The sequence below is a fragment of the Mesorhizobium sp. BR1-1-15 genome, from assembly GCF_020165475.1.
Classification (GTDB): Bacteria; Pseudomonadota; Alphaproteobacteria; order Rhizobiales; family Rhizobiaceae; genus Mesorhizobium.
In genome coordinates this window covers 1-19,233 of record NZ_JAIUIF010000023.1, presented here as the reverse complement: position 1 = coordinate 19,233, position 19,233 = coordinate 1, and the positions used below count along the sequence as shown (strand labels likewise).

The following is a 19,233-nucleotide window of genomic DNA, read 5'->3' as shown; positions in this document are numbered from 1 at the left end:
CCCAGATGTCCTCACCCATCGTGAAACTGGTGGCCCAGCGCGTCGCGCTGGGCATCCTCCTTTTGTTGGCCGTCTCGGTCCTGATCTTCGCCGGCACACAGATCCTGCCCGGCGACGTCGCGCAAGCCATCCTAGGGCAGTCGGCGACACCGGAATCGCTCGCCAATCTGCGTGAGCAGCTTGGGCTCAACGATCCGGCCTATATCAGGTATTTCCGCTGGCTCGGCGGCGTTTTGACCGGCGATCTCGGGACCGCCATGTCGAGCGGACAGGATATCGCGACATCGATCAAGGGCCGGCTGTGGAACACGCTTTTCCTCGCCTTCTGGGCGGCGATCGTGGCCATTCCACTGGCCATAACGCTTGGCCTGATCGCGGTGCGCTACCGCAATGGCTGGGTCGACAAGCTGATCTCGGGACTGGCGCTCGCCTCGACCTCCTTCCCGGAATTCTTCATCGGCTACTTGCTGGTCTTCTACTTCGCGGTTCAGCATCAGTGGTTCCCCGCCATCTCGACCGTCTATGACGGCATGCCTTTCGGTGAACGCATGCAGGCGATCGCGCTGCCGGCGGCGGCGCTGACGCTGGTGGTGCTTGCCCATATGATGCGCATGACGCGCGCTGCGATCCTAAACGTCATGCAATCGGCCTATGTGGAGACCGCCGAGCTCAAGGGGCTCTCGGCTTTCGCGGTCATCCGCAAACATGCCTTCCCGAACGCCATCGCGCCGATCATCAACGTGGTCATGCTCAACCTCGCCTATCTGATCGTCGGCGTGGTCGTGGTCGAAGTGATCTTCGTCTATCCCGGCATGGGGCAGTATCTGGTCGATCACGTCACCAAGCGCGACGTGCCGGTGGTGCAGGCGGTCGGACTGATCTTCGCCGCCGTCTATATCGGCCTAAACATCATCGCTGATATAGCGGCAATCGTCGCCAATCCGCGCCTGAGGCATCCCAAATGAAGAGGGCGGGCATGCTCGACATCAAACGCATCCCCGTGCCCGCGCTGGTCGGCCTGGTGCTGACGGCCCTGTTCGTGCTGGCGGCCATCTTCGCGCCGTGGCTTGCGCCGCACGGCAATGGCGAGATCGTCGGCGACGTCTGGGAGCCGATGTCGGCGGCGCATTGGCTGGGCACCGACAACCTTGGCCGCGATCTGCTGTCGCGCATGATCTATGGTGCGCGCATCACCCTTTTCATCGCAGTGCTCGCCACGGCGTTGTCCTTCTCGCTTGGCGCCATTCTCGGCTTTTCGGCGGCGGTGTTCGGCGGCTGGTTCGACACGCTGCTGTCGCGCCTCGTCGATCTTCTGATGTCGATCCCGACGCTGATCATGGGCCTTGTCGTGCTCTCGGTGCTGCCGACAAACCTGGTGACGCTGATCCTGGTGATGGGCATTCTTGACTCGACCCGCGTCTACCGCCTGTCGCGCGCGGTGGCCGTCGACATCAACGTCATGGATTATGTCGAAGCCGCCAAGCTGCGCGGCGAAGGCAGCACCTGGATCATCTTCCGCGAGATCCTGCCCAATGCGCTGTCGCCGCTGGTCTCGGAACTCGGCCTGCGCTTCATCTATGCCGTGCTGTTCCTGTCGACGCTCTCCTTTCTTGGCCTCGGCGTACAGCCGCCGGATGCCGACTGGGGCGGCATGGTCAAGGAAAACAAGGACGGCATCGTCTTCGGCATTGCCGCGGCGCTCATACCGGCGGCCGCGATCGCGGCGCTTGCGATCTCGGTCAATCTCGTCGCCGACTGGGTGCTCAACCGCACGACAAGCCTGAAAGGAGGACGCGGATGATGGCCGACAGCAAAGCGAAATCCAGCCCGCTCCTCGATATCCGCAACCTGCGCATCGAGGCCATGGTCTACCCACCGGGCGAAGCGCCAAAGACCATCACGCTCGTCCATGACGTCTCGCTGACCCTGGAAAAGGGCAAGGTGCTCGGCCTGATCGGCGAATCCGGTGCCGGCAAGTCGACCATCGGCCTGTCTTCGATGGGTTATGGGCGCGGCGGCGTGCGCATCACCGGCGGCGAGGTGCTCCTCAACGGCCGCGACATCCTCAAGGGCGGCAAGGAAGGTTTCCGCAGGCTGCGCGGCCGCGAGGTCTGCTATGTCGCGCAGTCGGCGGCAGCGGCGTTCAACCCGGCGCACAGGCTGATGGACCAGGTTGTCGAAGCCACCCTCCTGCACGGCAGGGCGACGCGCGCGGAGGCCGAGAAACGCGCCGTCGCGCTGTTCAAGAAGCTGAGCCTGCCCAATCCCGAAACCATCGGCGAGCGTTTCCCGCACCAGGTCTCCGGAGGCCAGCTGCAGCGTGTGATGACGGCGATGGCGCTGTGCTCGGAACCGGACCTGATCGTCTTCGACGAGCCGACGACGGCGCTCGACGTGACGACGCAGATCGACGTGCTGTCGGCGATCAAGGACGCCATCCGCGACACGCATGTGGCCGCGCTCTACATCACCCACGACCTCGCCGTCGTCGCCCAGGTGTCGGACGAGATCATGGTGCTGCGCCATGGCCGGCTGGTCGAATGGGGCGGCACCCGCCAGATCATCAAGGAGCCGCGCCAGGAGTACACCAACGCTCTGGTGTCAGTGCACGAGATCGAACACGCCGAGCAGAAACCCGGCGTCTCGCCATTCCTGTCCGTGAAGAACGTCACCGCCGCGTATGGCGGCGGTCATGTCAAGGTGCTGAAGAACGTCTCCGTCGATATCTATCCCGGCCAGACGCTGGCGGTGGTCGGCGAGTCCGGCTCCGGCAAGTCGACGCTGGCGCGCGCCATCACAGGGCTCCTGCCGCCCGAACAGGGCACGGTGACCTTCGACGGGCGCCCGCTTGCCAACCGACTTGCCGACCGGCCGAAGGAGGATCTGCGGCAGCTGCAGATGATCTACCAGATGGCCGACGTGGCCATGAACCCGCGCCAGACCGTCGGCACCATCATCGGCCGGCCGCTGGAGTTCTATTTCGGCATGCGGGGACGTGAGCGCGACCGGCGCGTTGCCGAATTGCTCGACGAGATCGAGATGGGCAAAGGCTTCCTCGACCGCTATCCGGCGGAGCTGTCGGGCGGCCAGAAGCAGCGCGTCTGCATCGCCCGCTCGCTCGCCGCCAAACCGAAGCTGATCATCTGCGACGAGGTGACCTCGGCGCTCGACCCGCTGGTGGCCAACGGCATTCTCAAGCTTTTGTTGAACCTGCAGCAGCACGAGAAGGTCGCATATCTCTTCATTACCCACGACCTTGCGACGGTAAGGTCGATCGCCGATTCGATCGCGGTGATGTATCGCGGCGAGGTGGTCCGTTACGGTTCCAAAAGCAAGGTGCTCACACCGCCTTTCGATGCCTATACCGACCTCCTGCTGTCCTCGGTTCCGGAAATGGAGATCGGCTGGCTGGAAAAGGCGATCAAGGGGCGACGCATGGCGAGCGCCGGGAACTAGCCAGCGGTTCGCCAGTCAAGGAGATGACGAACGTCATCCGGATGCAACACTGGAGGGCCAGACGTCCTTCGGACGGCATAGCCTGTGTGCGGTTGTTTCAAAAAGGGGTAGGACATGAAGACTGAACTCGATCATCTCGCTGAACTCGCTGGCCAAGGCCGGATATCGCGGCGTGACTTTCTCGGCCGCACCGCGGCGCTGGGCATGTCGGCGGCGCTGGCAACGACGCTGGCCGGGAAAGCCTTCGCGCAGATGCCGGTCAAGGGCGGCATTCTCAAGGCCGGCCTGCAGGGCGGCGAATCGACCAACAGCCTCGATCCGGCGCTGAACCTCAGCCAAGTCACCTTCAGCTTCGGCAAGCAGTGGGGCGAATATCTGGTTCGCCTCACCCCCGACAACAGGTTGGTCAACCTGATCGCCGAGGACATCGGCGCTTCCCCGGATGCCAAGACCTGGACGATCAAGATCCGTGACGGCATCGAGTTCCACAATGGCAAGACGGTCGGCGCGGAGGATGTCGCGGCCACCATCGAGCGCCACGCCGACGAGAAGTCGAAGTCGGGCGCACTCGGCATTCTCAAAAACATCAAGGGCATCAAGGCCAACGGCAAGGAGGTCGTCGTCACGCTTGCCGACGCCGATGCCGACTTCCCCTATCTGATGGCCGACTATCATCTCGTCATCCAGCCCAATGGCGGCAAGGACAATCCGAACGCGGGCATCAGCGCCGGCCCCTATAAGGTGACCGTCAACCAGCCCGGCGTGCGCCACGGCGGCGAGCGCTTCGCCAATTACTGGCAGGGCGACAAGGCGGGCCATGCCGACCAGGTCGAGATCGTCGTCATCAACGATGCGACGGCGCGGCTGGCGGCCCTGCAAGGCGGCCAGGTGCACATGATCAATCGCGTCGAGCCGAAGGTGGTCGATCTCGTCAAGCGCATCCCCGGCGTCAGCATCGAGAACGTTTCGGGCAAGGGCTATTACCCGTTCAACATGTTCTGCGACACCGCGCCCTTCGACAACGGCGATCTCAGGATGGCGCTCAAGCTCGCCATGGACCGCGACGAGATGCTGGAAAAGATCCTGCGCGGCTACGGTTCGGTCGGCAATGACTTCCCGATCAACGAGTCCTATCCGCTGTTTTCGGCCATCGAACAGCGCAAATTCGACCCGGAAAAGGCTGCGGCGCTCTACAAGAAGTCGGGCCACAGCGGCTCGATCCTGCTGCGCACCTCCGACGTCGCCTTCCCCGGGGCCGTCGATGCGGCACAGCTCTATCAGCAGAGCGCCGCCAAGGCAGGCATCAAGATCGAGATCAAGCGCGAGCCTGGCGACGGCTATTGGTCGGAGGTCTGGAACAAGCAGCCTTTCTCGCTGTCTTACTGGGGCGGGCGTGCCACGCAGGACCAGATGTATTCCACCGGCTATGTGTCGAACGCCGACTGGAACGACACGCGTTTCAAGCGGCCCGAGTTCGACAAGATGCTGTTTGCAGCGCGCGGCGAGCTCGACCAGGACAAGCGCAAGGCGATCTATCACGACATGGCCGTGCTGATGCGCGACGAAGGCGGATTGATCGTGCCTTTCTTCAACCAGTTCATCGACGCCGCCACCAACAAGATCGGCGGCTTCGCCAAGAGCCCGATCGGCGAGATGATGGACGGCTACGCGCTCGCCGAATGCTGGCTGAACGCCTGACATCAAGTTCCCGCCGAAGCGCCGCGTGTCCGTGCGACACGCGGCGTGCTCGTTCCCCCGACCATCGCATGGAGCAGCTCGTGGCGCTCAAGACCAAACTGTTGCTGATCATCCTCGACGGCGTGCCTTACCGGAACTGGCGCCGGCTGATGGGCAACCTCGAAGGCTGGGTGCAGTCGGGCGAAGCGCGGGTATGGAGGATGCGCTCGGTGCTGCCGTCGACCTCGGCCTGCTGTTATGCTTCGATCCACACCGGGGTGCCGCCGCAGGCGCATGGCATTCTTTCCAACGAGAACCGCTTCCGCGTCAGCCGGCCCGACATCTTCTCGGAGGTCACCAGGGCCGGGGGAATAACCGGCGCGGTCACCCACTCCTACTGGTCGGAGTTCTTCCGTTCCTACCCGTTCGACCTCGTCGAGGACATGGAGTATGACGAGCCGGGCGGGCCGATCACGCATGGCCGCTTCCACACCATGACCGGCTACAACGCGCGCAACCAGATGACGCCGAGCGACGTCGACCTGTTCGCCACGCTGACCATGCTGAGCAGCCGCCACGGCATCGACTACGGCATCCTGCACACTTGCACGCTGGACTCGATGGGCCACCGTTTCGGCCATGACTGTCACGAGATGGACCATGCCTGCTACGCGATGGACGGCATGCTGGCCGCTTTCCTGCCGCGCTGGCGCGACGCCGGCTATGAAGTGATCGTCACCGCCGATCACGGCCAGACCGACCGCGGCCACCATGGCGGCCGCGATGACGAGATGCAGGATTTCGCGCTGTATTATTTCGGCGGCGGCAACGGACCAGATGCCGACACGCTGCTCGACCAATTGCAGCTGGCGCCAACGGTTCTAAGCCGGCTGGGGGTGGCGATACCCGAGACGATGAAGGCGAAGCCCTTCCTGAGCTAGCTTCCCCTTCACCCACTGGCAAGGCTCATCTTCTTCGGTTAGCCTCCGCAAATTCCTTGGCGGAGGATGAACCTTTTTGAGCCGATCAGCGACAGAGCAGGCAGGAGCCAGGCGGCTCGATCGGTCATGACCGGCGCGATGGAGACCGATCGCGCGCTTGTCGAGCGGGTCGCGAAGGGCGACCGGGCCGCCGTGCGGCTCCTGTTCATGCGCCACCACGCGCGGATATACCGCTTCGTGGCGCGCCAGACGGGATCGGAAATGATGGCTGACGACATCGCGAACGAGGTGTTCCTCGAACTGTGGCGCCAGGCGCCGGGTTTCGAGGGACGTTCCGAAGTCTCGACATGGCTGCTCGGCATCGCCCGCTTCAAGGCGCTGTCCCTGTTGCGCAAGAAAAAGGAAGACTGGATCGACGACGAGGCCGCAGCCGCGGTGCCCGACGGCGCCGATACGCCCGAGATCGTTGCCATGAAGGAGGACAAGAGCACTGCCTTGCGCCGCTTCATCGATGCCTTGCCGCGCGAGCATCGCGTGGTCATCGATCTCGCCTATTATCAGGGGCAATCGGTGACCGAGATCGGCGAGGTGCTCGACATCCCGGTCGCGACCGTCAAGACCCGCATGTTTTATGCCCGCAAGAAACTCGGCGAAGCCCTCAAGGCCGCCGGTTACGACAGGGGGTGGCCATGAGCGCCGCTGAAAAGATGTCGCGCCGCGACGAAATGGAAACGTTGCTGCCGTTCTACCTGAACGGTTCGCTGGAAGGCTCGGAACTGGAGGCCGTCGAGGAATGGCTGGCCAGCGATCCGACGGCGATGGCCGCCCTTGGCGAGGCGGAGGCTGAATTCTCCAGCACCGCGGCCGCCAATGAGGCGATCCGTCCGCCGGCCGACGCGCTGAGCCGCTTTTCCAGGGCGCTCGATGCGGAGGCTGGCCCGGCGCGCGCCGCCGCCGGTTCGTCCTGGCTGGCGCAGGCCTGGGGCCGTTTCATGGCGCTGCCGGTCGGCGTCGCCTGGGCGGCGGCCGCGGCTCTGCTGGCGCTGGTCATGGTGCAGTCGTTCGTGCAGCCCGGCGGCAAGGACGGCAATTTCGAGATCGCGGGCGCGCAGGACGAGATGGCGAAGATGCCGTTCGCCCTGGTCAAGTTCAAGCCCGACGCGAAAATGTCCGACATCGCCGCCTTTCTCGGCAGCAGCGGCCTGAAGATCCTGGACGGACCGACCGCCGGGGGCGTGTTCCGGCTCGGCATTCCGGCCGCCAACGCGGCCGACTACACCAGGCAACTCGGCCTTGTTGCCGCCCAGCCTTTCACCGACACCGTGATCGAGGGAAGGAAACCGGCCGATGGCGGCTGAGGCGGTCATCCGATTTGCGGCAATTCTTGCGGCAGCGATGACGATCGCCACCGGGCCTGCGTCGGCGCAGGGCAACGACGCCAATGCCAACCGGGGAAAGATCGACTGCCGCAACGGCACCGATGCGGCGGGCGCCGACTGTGGCAAGGACGGCAAGAGCATCAGTGACGGCGCGGCCGGTGCCGTGTTTCTTCCCGCCCTGATCGTCGACCTGTTCCCCAATCCGGCCGCTCCCGCGGCACCGGTGCCGACGCCACGGCCGGACCCGGCGGCGCCGCCCGCCGGCACGCAGGCCGGACTGCCTTCGGGCGGGCCGATCGTCTCGCCAAGCGATCTCATCGCCGTTCAGCCGCCACGCGCCGTGGCCGGCGATTTCGTGCCCGACGAGGTGCTGGTGACCGTCGATGGCGATGCGGGCGCCGTGCAGCAGATCGCCGCTTCCTTCGGCCTCGATGTGCGCTCGCAGCGGCAATCATTTTTGCTCGGCACCACGCTTGTGCGCTTCGGCATTCCCGACGGTCGCCCCGTCGGCGTGGTGCTGGCGCAGCTTGCCGCCGACAGCCGCACGCAGCGGCGTGAGCCCAACCATATCTATTCGCTTCAGCAGGCGGCGGGCATCGTCAACTATGCGTTCGAGCGCATCGCGCTCGACGCCAACCATGCGAGCGGCGAGAACGTCCGCGTCGCGGTAATCGATACCGGCGTCGACGACACCAATCCGACGCTGGCCGGGGTCATCGCCGGCCAGTTCGACGCCATGCCCGACGTGCCGGTCGAAAAGCGCGACCACGGCACCTCAATCGACGGGCTGATCGCCGGCGTCGGCGCGCTCAAGGGCATGGCGCCCGGCGCCAGGATCTATCACGCACGTGCCTTCGAAGGCGGCAAGTCGACAATGGACGTCATCCTCGCTGCGCTCGACTGGGCGGCCGAGCAGGACGTGCGCATCATCAATATGAGTTTCGTCGGTCCGAAGAACGACCTGCTCGGCATCGCCTGCCGCAATGCACGCGCGCTCGGCATGGTTCTTGTCGCCGCCGCCGGCAACAACGGGCCCAAGGCGCCCTATGGCTACCCGGCCGCCTTCGACGGCGTCATCGCGGTAACCGCCACCGACGCCAGGGATGGGCTAATGCCGCAGGCCAATCGCGGCGCCTATGTCTTCATCTCGGCGCCGGGCGTCGAGATGGTGGCGCCGAGCGGAGCCGGCTCGGATGTCGTCACCGGCACATCGTTCGCCGCCGCGATCGTCTCGGGCGCCATTGCCAATCTCATCCACGCCGCGCCGGACCGCTCGGCCGACGCCATCGAAAAGGCGCTGGCCGCAACGGCCCGGGATCTCGGTTCGAAAGGGCGGGACGATGACTTCGGCTACGGGCTGCTGGACATCAAGGCCGCCGAGACGGCGAAGGAATGATCCTTGGCAACATGCTCCTAAATCCAGTCGGCTATTTGCGATGGCCGAGACGGGACGAATGCTGGACTAAACATCTAGAGGGCCGGACCCAACCGAACGGCGCTTCCATCATAGAAGCGTGACAGCCGAAAGCGGCTGAGATCATGCCCACTCGTGTTACCCTGTATCAGGTCGGAAACGACGCGACCGATTCCAGGTCCGATACCGAAGCCGTGACCACTCATTCCCGTGGCCACGAAAAGACCGACGACCGCCCGGGCGTGATCCACGACGGGGACGACATCGGGCATGGCGTCAATCATGCCTCCCCAGCCTGCCTTCAAGCGAACTGTTTCGAACTGTGGAAAAAGGCGTCTGAAATTGCGCTTTACAGAACGGAGGCCGGAGCGTTCAGCGGCCGGGTTGAGCACCCGCATTCTTTCGAAAGGACTCCGGGAATCCGGGGTCCAATCGCGCGGGGTCGACCAGCTATCAGGGTAACCCGATGGAGCGTACGGAAAGTAGCGGGTTCCGAGCGGATTGGCCATGAGGGCGGAAAGATACTTGGTGGCGTGCCGGAATGCGTCAGGCCCCAGGTAAAGCAAATTACTACCTCCCGGGGCGAGCGTGTATCCGCCATCCTGTCGGCGCCTGAAAGCGATGTGTTCGTCCGCTGCCGCACCTGCATAGATTTCAGGCATAGGCTCCGTTGCGGCTACGGTTACCCTGACGCTGAGTTGGGGGATGGAGACGCCATGTCTTCTCAGGAACAGGGACGACCAGGCGCCGCCCGCGACCAGTACGCTGGAGCTTTCAATGTATCCCGCCTCGGTCCACACTCCTCTGATCCTGCCGGCTGAGATTTCGAGGGTTCGCGCTGCGCAATTCTCTATGATCTTGGCGCCTTTTCGGACGGCAAGACGAGCAAGCGCAGGTACCGCCAACCAAGGCTCCGCGCGCATGTCGGAGGGCGTCGTCATCGCGCCCTTGAACTTGCGCGACATGCCCTTGATGAGTTTCGCGGTTTCGTCCGCGTCCAGGAGGCGAGTGTCGAGCCCATGGATGGCGGCGATCTTCATGAACTCTTCGAAACCGGCCATGTCCTTGTCGGAGTTCGCCAGATAGGTCACACCTGTCTGGTCCAGCCCGATGTCTTCGCCGCATTCCTCAGCCAGTTGCCGCCATAGGCGAAAAGCCTCGATGACAATTGGCAGTTCATCTGCGTCGCGCCCCTGCTTTCGAATCCAGCCCCAGTTTCGGGACGATTGTTCGGCCGCAACGCGGCCTTTTTCCAGCAGCGTGACCGGAATGTTCCGCTCCGCCAGGAAAAGAGCCGTCGTTACGCCGATAATGCCGCCACCAATGATGACCACCTCCGAACGCTTCGGCGGTGGGCCAGGATGTTGGATTGGATCCTTTTCGGAGAACGGGAATATGGGCAAATTGGGCATCCAGGAGGGCTGGTTGATGGCTTCGGCTTTACTGGTTGCCACCCTCTAAAAGCCAAAGCAAGCGCGGTGCAGGCAGACCACTATCCATGACACTGCAATCGATCTTCCGGCAACGCCCGCAAGCGGTCGAACTCGGCCCCTCGGAGCGATTGGCTCTAACCCTAGGCAGGCGCTCCGGCAACCGACCCCCTGATCACCAGGTCGACCGGCCAGACCTCGCCGCGCGGGCCCTCCTCCAGGCCCGATATCCGTGCGGCCAGACGCTCGGCGATGCGGGCGCCGGCGAGCCGGATCGAGGAGCGCGTCGTCGACAGCGGTACGGAGAAATTCTCCGGCTTCAGCCATGGGAAGACGTCGTCATGTGCAATTAATGAGATGTCGCCGGGGATGCTCAGGCCGAGGTCGCGCACGGCGCGCACGACGCCGAGCGCCATGATCAGGCTGGAGCAGGCGATCGCGGTCGGCGCGCCGTCCTGTTCGAGCAGGCGCCGGGCGGCGCGATAGCCGTTCTCCTCGGTCATGGCAACGGAGCAGACATGGCGGTCGCCCAAGGTCAGGCCGCTCGCGGCGAGCGCCCGGCGCACGCCTCGCTCGCGATGCACGGCGAAGGTTTCGCGGTCATCGCCATTGATCAGCGCCAGCCGCCGGTGGCCGAGCTGGACGAGCAGTCGCGCCGCCTCGTAAAAGGCGCCCTCATTGTCGATGTCGAGATAGGGATAGTCGAAATCGAAACCTTCGCTGCGGCCATGGATGATGAAGGGTATACCGAGCGTGTTGACCAGCGCCACACGCCGGTCGGCCGGCGTCGGCGAGGAGATGTAGACGGCGTCGACCTGGCGGTTGGCGACGATGCGCCGGTAAGTCGTCTCCTGGTCGTCGGCGTCGGCGGGAGACAGCACCAGATCGAGCTCGTGCGAGCGCGCATAATCGCCAAGGCCGGACAGGAATTCGACGAAGTGCGGGTCGATGTCGACGGCAGCACCCGTCGGCAAGACATAGCCGATCATTCCGGACTTGCCGGTCGCAAGCCGGCGTGCGCTCGGATTGGGGCGATAGCCATGGCGCTTGGCGGCGTCCATGACGCGCCGGCGCGTCTCTTCGTTGACCTCGGGATAGCCGTTCAGCGCCCGGCTTACCGTGGTCTGCGAAAGCGCCAGCATGTGCGCGAGTTGCTTCAGGTTCACGAGAGGGCTCCATGCCTCAAAGCGCTTTCAAATTGAATCGACCCAAGCCCTGCGGCAGGCCCGTCATATCATGGCGACCATAGGCAGGCTTGGTGCAGGTTTGAAACATAAATTGCTGCTGCACTGCCAAAAAAGCATGCTGCAGCGCGATTTTCCAGGCGCCAGACTCCGGAACTAAATCGATTAAGTTACCACGCCTCTTGACTTCTGGACGATTCAATGGCGAGATCGAAATAGCCAAAGCGCTTTGGAAGACTCTTCGAAAGGTTGCGGTTCCTTTCCGACTGAGTCACAGTCCTGCGGCGTCGGCGGGCGGAATGGAGGTTCCGTCCGGTGTTTGTGACCCACTGGGAGGGAATACCGATGAAGAAAATGCTTTTGCTGGGCGCCGCGCTTGCCGTGCTCGCCCTCGGCGCGCCCGCGCAGGCCGAGCTGAAATTCAAGCCGGGCGAGGACAAGCGTTTCAACTGGGCAAACTACGAAGAGCTCAAGAAAATCGACCTCAAGGGGGAGACCCTGTCGATCTTCGGGCCATGGCGCGGCGAGGACGAGACCCTGGTGCGCGGCGTACTCGATTATTTCTCGGAAGCCACCGGCGCCGAGATCAAATATTCCTCCTCGGAAAATTACGAGCAGCAGATCGTCATCGACACGCAGGCCGGCAGCCCGCCCAACATCGCCGTTCTGCCGCAACCCGGCCTGATCCAGGACCTTGCTTCCAAGGGTCTCTTGACGCCGCTCGGCGACGATACCGCCAAATGGGTCAAGGACAATTACGGCGCCGGCCAGTCATGGGTCGACCTCGGCACCTTCAAGGACAAGGACGGCAAGCCGGGCTTCTTCGCCTTCCCCTACAAGGCCGACGTGAAGTCGCTGGTCTGGTACTCGCCGGACAATTTCGAGGAAGCCGGCTACAAGGTGCCGAAGACGCAGGAAGAACTCGCCGATCTCCAGAAGAAGATTATCGCCGACGGCGGCACGCCGTGGTGCATCGGGCTCGGCTCGGGCGGCGCCACCGGCTGGCCGGCGACGGACTGGGTGGAAGACCTGATGCTGCGCACGCAGTCTCCGGAAACCTACGACAAATGGGTGAAGAACGAGATCCCGTTCAACGACCCGGCCGTGGTCAATGCAATCGACATCTTCGGCAAGATCGCGACCGACGACAAGATGGTGGATGGCGGCGCCAAGGCGGTCGCGGCCACAGATTTCCGCGACAGCCCCAAGGGCCTCTTCGCGGTGCCGCCGAAGTGCTACCTGCACCATCAGGCGTCGTTCATCCCGACCTTCTTCCCCGAAGGCACGAAAATCGGCCAGGACGCGGATTTCTTCTACTTCCCGCCCTATGCCTCCAAGCCCGAACTCGGCACTCCCGTGCTCGGCGCCGGAACGCTGGCGATGATCACCAAGGACTCGAAGGCCGCCCGCGCGTTCATCGAATTCCTGAAGATGCCGCTGGCCCATGAGATCTGGATGGCCGAAGGCGGTTTCGTGACGCCGTTCAAGGCGGTCAACAAGGATGCCTATGCCAGCGATGCGCTGCGCAAGCAGGGCGAGATCCTGGCCAACGCCTCGACTTTCCGCTTCGACGGGTCGGACCTGATGCCGGGCAAGATCGGCGCCGGCGCCTTCTGGACCGGCATGATCGACCTGGTCGGCGGCAAGTCGGCGCAGGACGTCGCCACCGACATCCAGAAGAGCTGGGACGCGATCAAGTAAGAGCCGCGTCTGCGGAGGCCTCGGCCTCCACCTCCCGAGCGGATCCGGGCCAACCGGCCCGGATCCGACCGGCCCCATCGCAACATCCCAGCCCGGCCAACCGGGACGGATCAGGTTCCAGTCTTGACAGCGTAGACATTCCGGCATGCGGCGGGCACGGAGCCACACGCTTCCCTGCCTGCTCGCGCTCAACAACGAGATCGGCGCGCGGCGCAATCGCAAGGATCGTTTCCATCCTGGCGGGTCGTGCAGGGAGAGGGACCCATGGCGGCTCAGATTTTCTCGGCCATATTCGTCATCATCATCGGCGTCGGCGGCTGCGTCGCCTATTTCTGGGGCGCCAACAAACTGCTCGACGTCACCTTTCCCTCGCGCGGCGTCTCGGGTGCCGCCGCCGTCGACAATCTGCGCCGGCAAGGGCTGATCCGGCCCTGGCTGTTCGTCGGTCCGGCGATGATCATCCTGACCATCTATCTCATCTATCCGGTGGTCGAGACGCTGCGGCTGTCCTTCCTCGATCGCGGCGGCGCCAATTTCGTCGGCCTGGCCAATTATCAATGGGCTTTCGGCGACCGCGAGTTTCGCAATTCGATCCTCAACAATGTGCTCTGGCTGGCCGTAGTGCCCGCCGCCTGTACCTTCCTTGGCCTGATCATCGCCGTGCTTACCGACAAGATCTGGTGGGGCACGATCGCCAAGAGCCTGATCTTCCTGCCGCTGGCGATCTCGTTCGTCGGCGCCAGCGTCATCTGGAAATTCATCTATGAGTATCGCGGCGAAGGCCAGACGCAGATCGGCATCCTGAACGCCATCATCCAGCATTTCGGCGGCCAGCCGCAGGTCTGGATATCGCTGCCGTTCTGGAACAATTTCTTCCTGATGGTGATCCTGATCTGGATCCAGACCGGCTTTGCCATGGTCATCCTGTCTTCGGCGCTGCGCGGCATTCCGGAAGAGACGCTGGAAGCCGCCGTCATCGACGGTGCCAATCCGTTCCAGATCTTCTGGAAAATCATGGTGCCGCAGATCTGGGGCACCATCGCCGTGGTCTGGACCACAATCACCATCCTGGTGCTCAAGGTATTCGACATCGTCCTGACCATGACCAACGGCCAATGGAACAGCCAGGTGCTGGCCAATCTGATGTTCGACTGGATGTTCCGTGGCGGCGGTGATTTCGGCCGCGGCGCGACAATCGCCATCATCATCATGATCGCGGTCATTCCGATCATGGTCTGGAACATACGCCAGGCCAACAAAGAGACGGGAGGACATTGAGATGACCGTCGCGACCGGAAACTCCTTCGCCAGCCGCTTCGGCGTTCACATCGCCGTCCTGGTCTTCGTTGCGATCTGGACCATGCCGACGCTCGGCATCCTGGTATCGTCGCTGCGCGACAAGGACCAGATCATCGCCTCGGGCTGGTGGAACTCGTTCGCCAGTTCGACCCAGACCGAAGCTGGACGGCTGCCGCCCGCCTCGGCGCAGGTCGAGAAGGACGGCAAGTTCGTCCTCCAGGGCAACATTTTCGGCGATGGCGCCAAGCGCGAGATCAGCGCCTTCGGCGTCAAGTCGGCGGCACCGACGCAATATCCGGCCGGCACATCGGCCGATCTCGGCGACGGCGTTACCTTGCAGCTCAATGCCGACGGCAGCTTCGTCATGACCTCGCCCAAGGCGTTCGAGGGCGACCGCGGCCAGCGCGTCTACTATGCCTCCTCGGCGCCGCCGAAATTCACCACCGACAATTACAGGACCGTGCTGTTTTCGGAAGGCATCGGCCGCTCCTTCATGAACTCGCTGACCGTCACTATCCCGGCGACCGTCATCCCGATCCTGATCGCCGCCTTTGCGGCTTACGCTCTGGCCTGGATGCGCTTTCCCGGGCGCGCGCTTCTGATCGCGGTCATCATCGGCCTGCTGGTGGTGCCGCTGCAGATGTCGCTGATCCCGCTGTTGAAGCTCTATAACGGCGTCGGCGCCTTCTTCGGCGTGCCCTCCAAGACCTATCTCGGCATCTGGCTGGCGCATACCGGCTTCGGACTGCCCTTCGCCATCTACCTCTTGCGGAGCTACATTGCCGGCCTGCCGCGCGAGATCATGGAATCGGCGCGCATCGACGGCGCCAGCGATTTCGAGATATTCGTCAAGATCGTGCTGCCGCTGTCATTTCCCGTGCTGGCGTCCTTCGCCATCTTCCAGTTCCTGTGGGTATGGAACGATCTCCTGGTGGCGATGGTTTTCCTTGGCACGGAGGCGGATCAGATCGTGCTGACCGCCAAGCTCAATGCCTTGCTCGGCTCGCGTGGCGGCGACTGGGAGATCCTGACGACGTCGGCTTTCGTGACCATCATCGTGCCGCTGATCGTGTTCTTCTCTTTGCAGCGCTATTTCGTCCGCGGGCTGCTCGCAGGCTCGGTGAAAGGAGGCTGAAACCATGCAATCCGCTTTGAAAGCCAGTTCGAGGCCCGATCTCGCCGTCGATAGCGACTGGTGGCGAGGTGCCGTGATCTACCAGATCTATCCGCGCAGCTACCAGGACTCGAATGGCGACGGCATCGGCGACCTCAAGGGAATCATCGGGCGGCTGCCCTATATCGCCGCGCTCGGCGCGGACGCCATCTGGATCTCGCCCTTCTTCAAATCGCCGATGAAGGATTTCGGCTACGACGTCTCGGATTACTGCGACGTCGACCCGATGTTCGGCACGCTGGCCGATTTCGACGCGCTGACGGCGGAGGCGCACAGGCTGGGGCTGAAGGTGATGATCGACGAGGTGCTGTCGCACACCGCCGACATCCATCCCTGGTTCAGGGAAAGCCGATCGAACCGCAGTAATCCGAAAGCCGACTGGTACGTCTGGGCCGATCCCAGGCCGGACGGCACGCCGCCCAACAACTGGCTGTCGATCTTCGGCGGATCGGCCTGGCAATGGGACACCAGCCGCCAGCAATATTACCTGCACAACTTTCTCGCGGAACAGCCGGACCTCAATTTCCACAACGGCGAAGTCCAGGACGCGCTGCTCGACGTGACCCGCTTCTGGCTGGAGCGCGGTGTCGACGGGTTCCGCCTCGACACCATCAATTTCTACTTCCACAGCCAGGGGCTGGAAAACAACCCGCCGCTGCCGCCGGAGCAGCGCAACGACCAGACCGCACCCGCGGTCAATCCCTACAACTACCAAGACCACATCTACGACAAGAGCCGTCCGGAGAACCTCGGCTTCCTCGAACGCTTCCGCGCCCTGCTCGACGAATATCCGGCAACGGCCGCGGTCGGCGAGGTCGGCGATTCACAGCGCGGACTGGACGTTGTCGCGGCCTATACAGCCGGCGGCAAGCGCGTGCACATGTGCTATTCCTTCGACTTCCTGGCGCCGGAAAAGATCAGCGCCGCCAAGGTCCGTTCGGTGCTGGAAACCTTTGGCAAGGTTGCCAGCGACGGCTGGTCGTGTTGGGCCTTCTCCAACCATGACGTGATGCGCCCGGCCTCGCGCTGGGCCGCCAACGAAGCCGACCCGACCGCGTATCTCAAGGTTATCTCGGCATTGCTGATGTCCTTGCGCGGCTCGGTCTGCATCTATCAGGGCGAGGAACTGGGGCTCGGCGAAGCCGAATTGCGGTTCGAGGATCTGCAAGATCCCTACGGCATCCGTTTCTGGCCGGAATTCAAGGGTCGCGACGGCTGCCGCACGCCGATGGTGTGGGACGGCAGCGCCAGGAATGGCGGCTTCTCCCAGGCAAAGCCGTGGCTGCCGGTGCCGGCCAAGCACCTGTCGCAAGCCGTCAATGTCCAGCAAGGCGACGAGCATTCGCTGCTCGAACACTACCGGCGCTTTCTCGGCTTCCGCCGCGCCCATCCGGCGCTGGCCAAGGGCGATATCAGTTTCATCGAGAGCCAGGGCGACACTGTCGCCTTCACGCGCCGCGCCGGTAACGAGCAGATCGTCTGCGTCTTCAACCTGGGATCCGGGCCGGCGGAGGTTGACCTTGGCGGTCGATCGCTGCAACCTTTGCCCGGACACGGATTTTCGGGACAACAGAGCTCCGGCTCCATCCGCCTCGGCGGCTACGGCGCCTGGTTCGGGCGCATCGACTGAATTCTAGGGACCACTGGAGGGAAACATGGCCGATGTCACGCTGAGGCAAGTGAAGAAATCATACGGCAATCTCAACATTCTGCACGGCATCGACCTCGACATCAAATCGGGCGAGTTCATCGTCTTCGTCGGGCCGTCGGGTTGCGGCAAGTCGACATTGCTGCGCTCGATCGCAGGGCTCGAGGAGATCACCTCGGGCGAGCTCAGAATAGCCGGCGAGGTGGTCAACGACGTGCCGCCGTCGAAACGCGGCATCGCCATGGTGTTCCAGTCCTACGCGCTCTATCCGCATATGACGGTCTACGACAACATGGCGTTCTCGATGAAGATCGGGAAGGAAAGCAAGGCCGAGATAGACAAGCGCGTGCGCCAGGCGGCAGAGATCCTGCAGCTGACCAACTATCTCGACCGCCTGCCCAAGGCGATGTCGGGAGGCCAGCGCCAGCGCGTGGCCATCGGGCGCGCCATCGTGCGCAACCCGAAAGTGTTCCTGTTCGACGAACCGCTGTCGAACCTCGACGCCGCGCTACGCGTCGCCACCCGCATCGAGATCGCCAAGCTCAAGGAATCGATGCCCAACACCACCATGATCTATGTCACCCACGACCAGGTCGAGGCGATGACGCTGGCCGACCGCATCGTGGTGCTGAAGGAGGGCCATATCGAGCAGGTCGGCACGCCGATGGAACTCTACAAGAAACCCGGCAATCTGTTCGTTGCTCAGTTCATCGGCTCGCCGGCCATGAACATCCTGCCGGCGACCATCGACAAATCGGGCAATCCGACCGTCATCAGTCATGTCGGCGGCCGCAAGGCTACGGTGCCGATCGCGACGCCGGCCTCGGCCAAGGGCGCGTCGGTGAGCTTCGGCGTGCGGCCGGAGGACCTGACGATCGCCGGCGGCACGGACTATCTGTTCGAAGGAACGGTGGATTATGTCGAGCAGCTCGGCGAGGTGCAACTCGTCTATGTCGACATCGGCCGCGCCGACCTGCCGCTGGTGACCAAGCTGCCGGGCAATGTCGAGGTCAAGCGCGGGGCGACGCTGCGGCTGAGCGCCGACGCCGGAGACCTTCATATCTTCGACGCGGATGGCCGATCCTTCGCGCTGCACGAGACGGAAGCGAAAGCGGCCTGAGAGCAGGCCATGAATTAATTGCCGGTCACGCAAAAAAGGAGCGGCGGGCCAAGCCCCCCGCTCCTGTTTGGTGTCAGCTTCGGCTGTTAGTGGCCGAAGAGATTCCGGTCACTGCCCTGAGGGGCGGACTTGTGTTCATCGCCCGACGAATTGAGCAGCTTGTAGACCGGCGAGCCGCTGTCGCGGATCGAAGCCGTGTGCGCATTGTCGACCGAGGTGACGGCAGGCTGGTTGGCGCCATTGGAGCCATAGTTGTCGCTGCTGGCAAAAGCGCTGCCCGAAACGGCCAGGACGGCGGCGGCAGCAAGGATGATCTTTTTCATTTCAAGTCTCCTGAATTCTCAAATTCCACCGCAGAGGCGGGCTTGCCCGCCATCTGCTGCAGGATCGGCTGTTAGTTGTTGCCGAAGAGGTTACGGTCGGCACCCTGAACAGGTGCCTGGGCAGCCGGAGCCGACGTCTTGGTCGAAGCGGTGTATGAGCTGTCCGTCGAAGTGGCCGCGGGCTGGTTGGCGCCATTGGAGCCATAGTTGTCGCTGCCGGCGAAAGCGCTGCCCGACACCACCAGAACGGCGGCGGCAGCAAGGATGATCTTCTTCATTTCAAGTCTCCTGAATTTTCGAATTACGCCAGGACGGCGGAAGGCCCGCCGTCAACTGGAGATCGGCTGTTAGTTGTTGCCGAAGAGGTTATGGTCGGCACCCTGAACAGGTGGCTGGGCAGCCGGAGCCGGCGTCTTGGTCGAAGCGGTGTATGAGCTGTCCGTCGAAGTGGCCGCGGGCTGGTTGGCGCCATTGGAGCCATAGTTGT

19 protein-coding genes are annotated in these 19,233 nt (G+C 63.4%); 13 read left to right on the top strand and 6 right to left on the bottom strand.

Annotation, left to right across the window (positions count from 1 at the left end; genetic code table 11):
• Nucleotides 1-5 precede the first annotated feature (5 nt).
• From LB541_RS26540 to LB541_RS26505, 8 genes are all read left to right on the top strand, one after another.
• Entirely contained in the window at nt 6-965 is a 960-nt protein-coding gene (locus LB541_RS26540) for an ABC transporter permease (protein WP_140512803.1), read from the top strand.
• An 11-nt stretch (nt 966-976) separates the two neighbouring features.
• On the top strand, nt 977-1,801 hold the full coding sequence (locus LB541_RS26535) for an ABC transporter permease (RefSeq protein ID WP_140501190.1): 825 nt from the start codon (nt 977-979) through the stop codon (nt 1,799-1,801).
• Nucleotides 1,801-3,456, top strand: coding sequence for an ABC transporter ATP-binding protein (locus tag LB541_RS26530; protein ID WP_140501254.1), 1,656 nt, complete (start codon nt 1,801-1,803; stop codon nt 3,454-3,456). Before LB541_RS26535 ends, LB541_RS26530 begins: the two co-directional genes overlap by 1 nt.
• A gap of 114 nt (nt 3,457-3,570) precedes the next feature.
• The gene (locus LB541_RS26525; RefSeq protein ID WP_224619941.1) at nt 3,571-5,154 is read left to right on the top strand and encodes an ABC transporter substrate-binding protein; all 1,584 of its coding nucleotides are present in this window, start codon (nt 3,571-3,573) and stop codon (nt 5,152-5,154) included.
• 80 nt (nt 5,155-5,234) lie between these two features.
• Entirely contained in the window at nt 5,235-6,074 is an 840-nt protein-coding gene (locus LB541_RS26520) for an alkaline phosphatase family protein (protein WP_140512797.1), read from the top strand.
• A 126-nt stretch (nt 6,075-6,200) separates the two neighbouring features.
• The gene (locus tag LB541_RS26515; protein WP_140512795.1) at nt 6,201-6,767 is read left to right on the top strand and encodes a sigma-70 family RNA polymerase sigma factor; all 567 of its coding nucleotides are present in this window, start codon (nt 6,201-6,203) and stop codon (nt 6,765-6,767) included.
• Nucleotides 6,764-7,432, top strand: coding sequence for an anti-sigma factor (locus LB541_RS26510; protein ID WP_140558770.1), 669 nt, complete (start codon nt 6,764-6,766; stop codon nt 7,430-7,432). Before LB541_RS26515 ends, LB541_RS26510 begins: the two co-directional genes overlap by 4 nt.
• Complete coding sequence (locus LB541_RS26505) at nt 7,422-8,849, top strand: S8 family serine peptidase (protein WP_140559800.1); 1,428 nt, start codon at nt 7,422-7,424, stop codon at nt 8,847-8,849. The genes LB541_RS26510 and LB541_RS26505 overlap by 11 nt, the downstream gene beginning before the upstream one ends.
• A gap of 74 nt (nt 8,850-8,923) precedes the next feature.
• Here LB541_RS26505 and LB541_RS26500 read toward each other — a convergent pair whose 3' ends face one another.
• From LB541_RS26500 to LB541_RS26490, 3 genes are all read right to left on the bottom strand, one after another.
• Nucleotides 8,924-10,270 (bottom strand): NAD(P)/FAD-dependent oxidoreductase, encoded by a 1,347-nt coding sequence (locus tag LB541_RS26500; protein WP_140559816.1) that lies wholly within the window; start codon nt 10,268-10,270, stop codon nt 8,924-8,926.
• A 170-nt stretch (nt 10,271-10,440) separates the two neighbouring features.
• On the bottom strand, nt 10,441-11,463 hold the full coding sequence (locus tag LB541_RS26495) for a LacI family DNA-binding transcriptional regulator (protein WP_140558772.1): 1,023 nt from the start codon (nt 11,461-11,463) through the stop codon (nt 10,441-10,443).
• A 16-nt stretch (nt 11,464-11,479) separates the two neighbouring features.
• Entirely contained in the window at nt 11,480-11,704 is a 225-nt protein-coding gene (locus tag LB541_RS26490; protein WP_140559801.1) for a hypothetical protein, read from the bottom strand.
• Between the two features lie 122 nt (nt 11,705-11,826).
• On the opposite strand from LB541_RS26490, the gene LB541_RS26485 reads away from it, so the two are divergent.
• From LB541_RS26485 to LB541_RS26465, 5 genes are all read left to right on the top strand, one after another.
• Nucleotides 11,827-13,182, top strand: a complete 1,356-nt coding sequence (locus LB541_RS26485; RefSeq protein ID WP_140559802.1) for an ABC transporter substrate-binding protein — start codon at nt 11,827-11,829, stop codon at nt 13,180-13,182.
• 264 nt (nt 13,183-13,446) lie between these two features.
• On the top strand, nt 13,447-14,460 hold the full coding sequence (locus LB541_RS26480) for a carbohydrate ABC transporter permease (RefSeq protein WP_140501210.1): 1,014 nt from the start codon (nt 13,447-13,449) through the stop codon (nt 14,458-14,460).
• 1 nt (nt 14,461) lies between these two features.
• Nucleotides 14,462-15,616 carry a carbohydrate ABC transporter permease gene (locus LB541_RS26475; protein WP_140501212.1) on the top strand — a complete coding sequence of 385 codons (1,155 nt, stop codon included), beginning with the start codon at nt 14,462-14,464 and terminating at the stop codon, nt 15,614-15,616.
• A 4-nt stretch (nt 15,617-15,620) separates the two neighbouring features.
• Entirely contained in the window at nt 15,621-17,285 is a 1,665-nt protein-coding gene (locus tag LB541_RS26470) for an alpha-glucosidase (protein WP_140512788.1), read from the top strand.
• Between the two features lie 25 nt (nt 17,286-17,310).
• Nucleotides 17,311-18,423: an ABC transporter ATP-binding protein gene (locus tag LB541_RS26465; RefSeq protein ID WP_140501216.1), complete on the top strand. Its 1,113-nt coding sequence runs from the start codon at nt 17,311-17,313 to the stop codon at nt 18,421-18,423.
• A gap of 86 nt (nt 18,424-18,509) precedes the next feature.
• Here the strand turns inward: LB541_RS26465 and LB541_RS26460 are convergent, their stop codons facing one another.
• The 3 genes from LB541_RS26460 to LB541_RS26450 form a co-directional block, all read right to left on the bottom strand.
• Nucleotides 18,510-18,746, bottom strand: a complete 237-nt coding sequence (locus tag LB541_RS26460) for a DUF680 domain-containing protein (RefSeq protein WP_140512784.1) — start codon at nt 18,744-18,746, stop codon at nt 18,510-18,512.
• 71 nt (nt 18,747-18,817) lie between these two features.
• Nucleotides 18,818-19,024, bottom strand: a complete 207-nt coding sequence (locus LB541_RS26455) for a DUF680 domain-containing protein (protein ID WP_140512782.1) — start codon at nt 19,022-19,024, stop codon at nt 18,818-18,820.
• A 69-nt stretch (nt 19,025-19,093) separates the two neighbouring features.
• On the bottom strand, nt 19,094-19,233 hold a 140-nt coding region (locus tag LB541_RS26450), incomplete at its 5' end, for a DUF680 domain-containing protein (RefSeq protein ID WP_224619965.1).

Bases quoted from the DNA above. Each gene is read 5' to 3' on its own strand.
- LB541_RS26455 (WP_140512782.1), bottom strand. From the start codon at position 19,024: ATGAAGAAGATCATCCTTGCTGCCGCCGCCGTTCTGGTGGTGTCGGGC.
- LB541_RS26525 (WP_224619941.1), top strand. From the start codon at position 3,571: ATGAAGACTGAACTCGATCATCTCGCTGAACTCGCTGGCCAAGGCCGG.
- LB541_RS26535 (WP_140501190.1), top strand. From the start codon at position 977: ATGCTCGACATCAAACGCATCCCCGTGCCCGCGCTGGTCGGCCTGGTG.
- LB541_RS26510 (WP_140558770.1), top strand. From the start codon at position 6,764: ATGAGCGCCGCTGAAAAGATGTCGCGCCGCGACGAAATGGAAACGTTG.
- LB541_RS26540 (WP_140512803.1), top strand. From the start codon at position 6: ATGTCCTCACCCATCGTGAAACTGGTGGCCCAGCGCGTCGCGCTGGGC.
- LB541_RS26505 (WP_140559800.1), top strand. From the start codon at position 7,422: ATGGCGGCTGAGGCGGTCATCCGATTTGCGGCAATTCTTGCGGCAGCG.
- LB541_RS26470 (WP_140512788.1), top strand. From the start codon at position 15,621: ATGCAATCCGCTTTGAAAGCCAGTTCGAGGCCCGATCTCGCCGTCGAT.
- LB541_RS26530 (WP_140501254.1), top strand. From the start codon at position 1,801: ATGGCCGACAGCAAAGCGAAATCCAGCCCGCTCCTCGATATCCGCAAC.
- LB541_RS26480 (WP_140501210.1), top strand. From the start codon at position 13,447: ATGGCGGCTCAGATTTTCTCGGCCATATTCGTCATCATCATCGGCGTC.
- LB541_RS26460 (WP_140512784.1), bottom strand. From the start codon at position 18,746: ATGAAAAAGATCATCCTTGCTGCCGCCGCCGTCCTGGCCGTTTCGGGC.
- LB541_RS26515 (WP_140512795.1), top strand. From the start codon at position 6,201: ATGACCGGCGCGATGGAGACCGATCGCGCGCTTGTCGAGCGGGTCGCG.
- LB541_RS26465 (WP_140501216.1), top strand. From the start codon at position 17,311: ATGGCCGATGTCACGCTGAGGCAAGTGAAGAAATCATACGGCAATCTC.
- LB541_RS26475 (WP_140501212.1), top strand. From the start codon at position 14,462: ATGACCGTCGCGACCGGAAACTCCTTCGCCAGCCGCTTCGGCGTTCAC.
- LB541_RS26485 (WP_140559802.1), top strand. From the start codon at position 11,827: ATGAAGAAAATGCTTTTGCTGGGCGCCGCGCTTGCCGTGCTCGCCCTC.